Origin of the sequence: Paenibacillus sp. 7523-1 (assembly GCF_002276415.1) — a bacterium.
GTDB classification, from domain to species: domain Bacteria; phylum Bacillota; class Bacilli; order Paenibacillales; family Paenibacillaceae; genus Paenibacillus; species Paenibacillus illinoisensis_A.
Window position 1 is genome coordinate 1 of sequence record NZ_NPBR01000014.1, and the last position, 4,988, is coordinate 4,988.

Annotated in this window: 8 protein-coding genes; 1 reads left to right on the plus strand and 7 read right to left on the minus strand. The window is 39.6% G+C overall.

Going from position 1 to position 4,988, the window contains the following annotated elements; all coding sequences use genetic code 11:
• The coding region (locus tag CHH60_RS17465; RefSeq protein WP_369680188.1) for a GGDEF domain-containing protein at positions 1 to 351 on the minus strand (351 nt) is incomplete at its 3' end.
• Here CHH60_RS17465 and CHH60_RS29840 point away from each other — a divergent pair.
• Positions 244 to 507 (plus strand): hypothetical protein, encoded by a 264-nt coding sequence (locus tag CHH60_RS29840; RefSeq protein WP_095360355.1) that lies wholly within the window; start codon positions 244 to 246, stop codon positions 505 to 507. The two genes, CHH60_RS17465 and CHH60_RS29840, sit on opposite strands and share 108 nt — an antisense overlap.
• A 195-nt stretch (positions 508 to 702) precedes the next feature.
• On the opposite strand, the gene CHH60_RS17475 is transcribed toward CHH60_RS29840, so the two are convergent.
• From CHH60_RS17475 to CHH60_RS17500, 6 genes are all read right to left on the minus strand, one after another.
• Entirely contained in the window at positions 703 to 1,032 is a 330-nt protein-coding gene (locus tag CHH60_RS17475; RefSeq protein WP_095360356.1) for a hypothetical protein, read from the minus strand.
• Positions 1,032 to 1,319 (minus strand): hypothetical protein, encoded by a 288-nt coding sequence (locus CHH60_RS17480; RefSeq protein ID WP_095360357.1) that lies wholly within the window; start codon positions 1,317 to 1,319, stop codon positions 1,032 to 1,034. Before CHH60_RS17480 ends, CHH60_RS17475 begins: the two co-directional genes overlap by 1 nt.
• A gap of 71 nt (positions 1,320 to 1,390) precedes the next feature.
• Complete coding sequence (locus CHH60_RS17485) at positions 1,391 to 1,678, minus strand: hypothetical protein (RefSeq protein WP_369680187.1); 288 nt, start codon at positions 1,676 to 1,678, stop codon at positions 1,391 to 1,393.
• Between the two features lie 537 nt (positions 1,679 to 2,215).
• Complete coding sequence (locus tag CHH60_RS30280) at positions 2,216 to 2,479, minus strand: hypothetical protein (protein ID WP_255247976.1); 264 nt, start codon at positions 2,477 to 2,479, stop codon at positions 2,216 to 2,218.
• 164 nt (positions 2,480 to 2,643) lie between these two features.
• Positions 2,644 to 3,141 (minus strand): hypothetical protein, encoded by a 498-nt coding sequence (locus CHH60_RS17495; RefSeq protein ID WP_095360358.1) that lies wholly within the window; start codon positions 3,139 to 3,141, stop codon positions 2,644 to 2,646.
• Between the two features lie 41 nt (positions 3,142 to 3,182).
• Entirely contained in the window at positions 3,183 to 4,631 is a 1,449-nt protein-coding gene (locus CHH60_RS17500; RefSeq protein ID WP_095360359.1) for a WXG100 family type VII secretion target, read from the minus strand.
• Positions 4,632 to 4,988 lie beyond the last annotated feature (357 nt).

Consider the following 4,988-nt stretch of genomic DNA (forward strand, 5'->3'; position numbering starts at 1 on the left):
AGACTCCACGGACAGCCTCACGCGTTCCGCAATTTTTTGAGCTAACTGGCGTTCCGTGTGCGGAAGGTAGATCATGAACTCTTCCCCGCCGTAGCGCGTTAGAATATCGGTCTCCCGGATGGACGGTTTCACAGCCTGAGCGGTGCGGTACAGCACTTCATCCCCAATGACATGTCCATAGCGATCATTAATTGCCTTGAAGTAGTCAATATCCAGGAGAAGGAGTGAAAACGGCGACTTACAGTGAACATTCGTAATGACCTCATGCGTCAGCTGCTGTGTCAGATAACGACGATTGTAGCAGAGAGTCAGACTATCCGTAAGCGCCAGCTTCTTTCGGAAGATCCACAGGCGCTCAACAGTCCGGCGCTCAGGATCAGGGAGGTCAACACCATCAGCGGCGTCTTTTTATTCAAGGTAATGCCCCTCTCTCTTAATCGTTGTCTTATTCGTAATTATTATCATTTAAAAAATGAGTATTATCTTATCGTAATGATTACGTTTTGACAAGAGATATATTGGTGTTGAAACGCAAAAGAAACCCGACTCTCAGATGAGAGCGGATTTCCTATGTTTTTTTTTACATATAGGGGCTTTATTATATTTCTATTTCGCTAATTGTGTATAGATGAAAATAAGTTGCGTGGTGCATCTTGTTCTTTTCAATACTTAGTTGCATCATACAGAAGGTTTAAATCTTACCTAGAATATATAAAGTACTGTGTCTTCATTAATAAATGCATCAGGCAGCACTTTTTGTAAATTCTCAATTCTCCCCTTCATATACTCTAAATCATTTCCAATCAATTTTTTTATTGTCCATTCCTTTAAAAGCGCTAACTCATCTATCGCAGCTTCTAATTGACTATAATTAATCTCAGATCCATCTTGAATAATTTTTATTCCTAATTCATGTATTGCTGTCTCCCAATGCTCTTCATAGAAATCTTGAGTTGATATATTCTCACTGAGTGTCAGCTCTGAGTTCCGATCATTGATGTCACCGTTATATCTAAATAGACCTATGGACATTATTCTTTCCCTCCAAATTCAGCTGAAAAATTGTAATCCGGATATTTGGTTTTTAAATTATTAAGTTCATTTTGAACTGCCAACCTTAACTTTGGAGTATCTGCATCAATTCTGAACACATAGTTCCTAATGTTCGTTATATCCTCAAATAGGGGAACATCTTGAGATATAGAACTTGACAGCTTCACTTCTGTTTGTTGAAGCACTATTATTCTGTTTGAACCCTTTTTAAATATCTGTTTGGGTGCCCATTGTTCTTCCGTTTGCGGAACATTAGGGTTATCCATGTACAATTTCTTCGCCGATTTATCCTCATATATTATTTTGTTTTTTAAATCTATTTCGTCAATTTCACTGTTTAACTTGCCATGTATATTAATCTCTTTATACGACTCTTGCTTAACTGAAACTGGAGAAGAACGGATCCGGTGCCAATCGGCTTGTTTACGATGTCCGGCTCGCTCCCGTCAATAATGGCCGTATTCGGGTTAACCAGTTCGGATGCGAATTCCGGGAAAGGCTGTGTTGTTTTAATCTCCAGTTTATCGCCCTCGACTTCAATCGTGTCGATCTTAAGTGCGCTCTGAATGGCTGCACTTTCGGTCAATGCGCGCTCAAGCGATGCCTTAACGAATTCACCGGTCATCGGCTTGCCGTAGCACCAGCAGCAGCGCCTTTTTTTTCAAGGTAATGCCCCTCTCTTTCAATTGTTGTCTTAATCGTAATTATTATCATTTAAACAATGAGTATTATCTTATCGTAATGATTACGTTTTGACAGAGATATATTGGTGTTGGGACGCAAAAAAATCCGTCTCTCAGATAAGAGCGGATTCTTCATGTTTTCTGTTACATATGAGGACTTTATCAGGGGCAGTTCCTTTGAAATCCGGGATTATTCTAGTTTTAAAAAACGGTCCAAGGTTTCTTTAAGTTATAACCCAGTCTCGTAGTCTTCTAGGAAATGTGACCAATAACCTTCAACGTTCTTCATTGATATAGGATCGACATTCTCAAAATAATCTCGAAGTTTACTAGCATATTTATCCGAAGTGTATACACCTTCTAGTCTCATTTTAGCTGCTAATTCATTTCTAATTAAATGAAACAAGAAAAAGGTTTTCAGGTTTTTATTAAGTATATATACCTCAGACTTATCCAATGGTGATGTTGTAAAAAGCGTGTCACTCCCTTGTTTTAAAAACAGCCCATAGCATACCGTAACTTGCGAAGTGACCAATTTGAATATACTCCTCATCCTCAATCACTTTTACATGGAAAGCTTCCATCTCATAAAAGACAAAATCATCATATTCAGCCGGAACGCCAACATCAATCAGAAACCGAGCATTCTCTTCACTTACGCCTCGCTTTGTTAATTTATCATAGTCGTAATTAATTATTTCTGAGTCATAGTAATCTCTTATCTCTAGAATATTGAAATCCACACTTTCACTCCCTAATATCTTTATCACTTACTTTAGAGCGAGATAATAAGTATGGATTTAGCAGTTTTCCTAAAGTAGTTTGTTATATTGAACATTAAACGGACAACTCATAGCACACAGAATTGTATATCCTAATGTAATTAAGCCTTGAGCTACATTATAAATCACTGGTTTACCCAGGCCGTTAAGCCTTCATCACTAATATCAATAGGTTTTTGTTTTGACATGTAGTCAGCGTTTGCTAACGGAAACACATAGCCTCCAGCAATAATGTCTCCGTGTCGTCTTCTAACGGTTCCTCCTCTTTCAATTAATCGAATGAGGGGTTCGTACAAATCATTAAACTTCAATGCTATTTCATTTCCTGAATCAATTAAGAATATCCACTCCAAATATGCTTCACAGGTCCCTTTCATAAAACTGTTTGTCAGCTTCGCTAACTCAGGGCATTTTTCTGTTAAATCCAGATCAACGTCATGACCGATTGCATGAGAAGCTTTAAAAAAAGGGTATGGAGATTTTAAATCATAGGAAGTTATTAATAAGGCTGCTCGTCTGATATATTCTTGTATTAGTGCCATATTTGACGGTACGTCAACACTGCCAGAGATGCTCCAATCTATGTTGTTAATTCTTTCTAGAGCCTCGGAAAAACGATTCATAATTACCTCCATTGTTCCAAATTCACATATGGTTTTTACGATTATTTAAAAGGATCAAAACCTTCAAAGGTTCCATACTCAGGTTGCTCTGGGGCTTTTTTATGTGCACCATCATTAGGTGGTTGATCAGTATATGTTTTCCTCTCATCTGACCATGATTCAATTCGTCTGTATGGGATCCCTTCACTCATCAATTTTGCTTCAGTAAGTTCATGATCGGCTAGCTGCTTAAACCAATCCTTCTGTGCTTGAGTCAGTTCTTTCTTTTGGGCCAACTGCCATGCATATGCTATTTCATCGTCAGGTGAGAAATGTTCTTTTTTTATCAGAATGCCTCCAGCCTTTGGGATCTCATGTTTCTCCAAAAATAAATGCTTTTTTAAAGCTGTTATATCTGAAACACTCAAACCAGTATTGTTAGCAACAGCCGGAACATCCTCTAAATGCATGCTCCTAATTTTATCATATGACTTCATACCGTAGTCTGAAATGCTATCTTCAAAGAGAATAAGATCATCCAACTTGTCGAAGGAAGAGTTCGGCATCTCATGTTTATTGACTTTTATGACTTTATTATCATGAGTAGTAATCTCCGAATAATCATCGTAAACGATCACTTTTTTCGCATGTTTACGAATGTCCTGTATGTTATCACCGGAGATTATTTTCCTTATTGTATTCTCTGTCTCAATAGTAGACTTTCTTGATACACCTGAAGTCTTGCCATTTATCTTACCATTTTTCGTTCTAGCAGCCTCAATATGCTGCTTAATCTTCGCCACAGCTGGGTTGGATGATGGCAATCGGAACGGACCTTTGCTGCCCGGCATACTCCCTTTAACCATCGAAACGGCCATAAAAATCTGACTAAGCTTAAGAGACGTAACCATTGTTTGAGCGTATTTATCTGAGACAGGCTCGCCTGTAAACGGATGTATCCCATTCTCAAATGCCTTGATCTGGAGCGCGAAGATATCCTCCCCTGGCGGGCCCATGTTCATAGGACCTTGCATGCCTTTTACATCCAAATTCCCTTTATCCTTCTCATAAGCCTGGAGAGCCGACTGATCTGTAACGCCTTTCTCATTCACAGGAAGCCATATTCCAAATGCTGAGTTATACGCCATCCGATAACCCTTATCTTCCGGGTTTCCATTACCCGTCAATCTTGTCGTCATCGCCATCGCACCAACAGCTCCAGTTGCACCTGCCAAACTAACCTGCCCTGCATCTGCTTCCTGAAAGCGGGCAGCGATATCCTTCAGATCCTTGGACGTGTTGCCCATGCTCTCTAATGCTTTCTCCAGTATAGGCTTGGATCGCTCAAACTCATAGTAAAAACGTTCCTGCGTTGCACCCATCCACATCGCTTGGATGAACATAATCTGCCTGGTCAGATCACTCCGGATGCCCTCCAATTGTTGTCTGGCCTGATCTACCTGATTGGATACGTGATGTAGTTGTTCAGGGGTAACTTTTATTGTACTCATATGTATCTCCGCTCATTGAAATAGGATTAACCTATGTTAGCAGAAGTTCCAAACGCAATACATCCGGCTAAAATCCTGATTTTACCTAATTAATAGCATTAAAGCCTGTTCTCATCAGTCCTATGGTCCTATATGCATATACCCAAGTTAAAGGTAAAAAAAACAAATGACACCAATTTGGCTTGGTGCCATTTGTAAGACATATTATAGAAGTGTTGTTATTCTCACCTCATCAAGAAACGCCCCGCTCTAGCTCCGCAAACTCAACCCGATTCCGCCCATTCTGCTTCGCCTGATATAGTGCCTTGTCTACAGCGGCAAACAGTTGAGTCAGATATCCTTCCGGATTATCCGGTG